Here is a 1,046-nt window from a genome sequence, read left to right on the forward strand (position 1 = left end):
GCCAGTTTACGCCTACTCTTGATGCTTTCCTTATCCTCCACTCGGTTGAGAAATTGAAGAGCTAATTTGCGTACTGTAGCGAAATTCTGGGCTGCATTCCCTACCCGTATACGTTGCTGGTCTTCTCGAAAAACGACATCCAGACTCCAATGTAGTTGATTTTCGATGCGCCAATGCTGACGCACATAGCCATTAAAAGCTTGTGGGCTTAGCGCCAGATCACTTAAGTAAAAACGGGTCTGCTGAGTTTGAACACCGTCAATATCTCGAATGGCTTCGACCATAATAATACTGCTCAGGTGAGACCAAGCCTGCAAGCTATCGTATAAAGCCAGATTAGTCTCAACATAGCAACGGCGAGTTTCAATGCGGCCACTACCAAAGTCAATGTGCTCATCACTAGATAATTGAGATTTCATCTGTTGCATTCGCTCACTTACCTGCTCATAGATTACTGGCTGGTTTTTCTTTAAGGCCAACAGATAATGCCCTTTTTTTTGCACAATTAAATCGGCATTCGTTTGTTCACAGCCAATCGCGTCGATGCTAACTAACGAGTCAACTAAGGCCAACGAAGTTAACAGTTCAGGAATCGCTGTTTTTTCGTTGCTTTTAGCAGCTACTTTTTCCTCCCCCAGTACTAGTCGATACTCACCTACCCAAGCACTGACGATGCATAAGCCGGATTTTTTATGCCCCTTGTTAGCCGTCCCCCGTAAGACTTTTCCATCAATGGAAATCTGATTCATCTGCTGGGCCAAGGTTGCTATGATTTGACTTGACCAACGGTACAAACAATCACCAAAGGCCTCTTTATCAAGATATTTGAAGACTCGATTAAAGGTATCATGCGAGGCAATACCGTTAGGTAGCTTCAGAAAAGTCCGTAAAAAGGCTTCCTTTTGACGACCATAGAGTTCGACTTCTTCAAAGTCATCTGCCCCGCAAATGACCGCTAACAAAGTGATGACTAAAATATCGAGTAAATCATGTTTCTTTCGACGATTGAGTCGAAAATCAGGCACGTTGGCAAAAAAAGCTTCCCA

Annotated in this window: 1 protein-coding gene; it reads right to left on the reverse strand. The window is 43.7% G+C overall.

Annotated elements, in window-relative coordinates:
* Positions 1-1,046, reverse strand: a 1,046-nt coding sequence (locus ACYVGO_RS38790) for an ISAs1 family transposase (protein ID WP_460974168.1), incomplete at both ends; no start/stop codon positions are given.

Source organism: Spirosoma migulaei (genome assembly GCF_054776855.1).